Origin of the sequence: Anaerobacillus sp. 1_MG-2023 (genome assembly GCF_030547345.1) — a bacterium.
Lineage (GTDB): Bacteria > Bacillota > Bacilli > Bacillales > Guptibacillaceae > Guptibacillus > Guptibacillus hwajinpoensis_B.
The window spans coordinates 1-959 of sequence record NZ_JAUORD010000044.1 but is presented as its reverse complement, the minus strand read 5'-3'; the positions used below and the strand labels follow the sequence as shown (position 1 = coordinate 959).

The 959-nt window shown below is 39.9% G+C and carries 1 protein-coding gene; it reads left to right on the top strand.

Going from position 1 to position 959, the window contains the following annotated elements:
* The coding region (locus Q4550_RS23190) for a Mu transposase domain-containing protein (RefSeq protein WP_303536530.1) at nucleotides 1-959 on the top strand (959 nt) is incomplete at both ends.

Genomic DNA, 959 nt, shown 5'->3' with positions numbered 1-959 from the left:
AGAGATATCCCGACCTCATGGTCGGTGGAAGTACAGTGAGGTCTTACGTAAAAGAAGTCAGGGAAGTCTATCAAATTGAGAAAAAGGTAAATGTTCGTCAGTACGAGGCAGTTCCTGAACAACCAATGGGAAAACAACTTCAGGTAGACTGGGGTGAAACAAAACAGAAAACGACTGATAGTAAAGAGATCAAACTGTACTTTATCGCATTTGTACTCGCCCACTCAAGGTATAAATATATGGAATGGCAAACATCTCCTTTTACCACAAGAGATGCGATTCGGTGCCATGAAAACGCATTTCAATTCTACGGAGGACATACCAACGAAATCGTGTATGATCAGGATCATTTAATTACAGTCAGCGAGAATGCAGGACAGCTACTTTTAACAGCTGAGTTTCAAAGTTATGTGAATGAACGTAAGTTTAGAATTCATTTATGTAGAAGAGCTGACCCTGAATCCAAAGGCATGATTGAAAATGTAGTGAAGTACATAAAAGGTAACTTCGCAGACAGTCGAGTTTTCAGTGATATAGAGGATTGGAATCACCGAGGATTACAGTGGCTCCAGCGTACTGGGAACCATCAAGTTCATCAAACAACGAAAAAAAGACCAGCAGAAGTGTTTCTCCTCGAAAAGCAACACTTACAGCCAGTCTCTTCGTTACTTTCATTTGAAAGTACCAGTAAGCAAAGTATAACAAGAACCGTAAGCAAGGACAATACAATCCGTTATAAGTCAAACCGTTATTCCGTCCCACTAGGGACTCACCAAACAAAGTCTGAAAACCTTGTTTTGATTGAACTGAAAGGTGATGAACAACAGACACTCGTGATTCGAAAGGAATCAAAGGGTGAAGTGATCGCCGAGCATGAGATTAGTTTAGAAAAAGGGAAATTGATTCAAAACCGCAATCATATACGTGATCGCTCAAAAGGAATTGAAGAGTTTAAACAA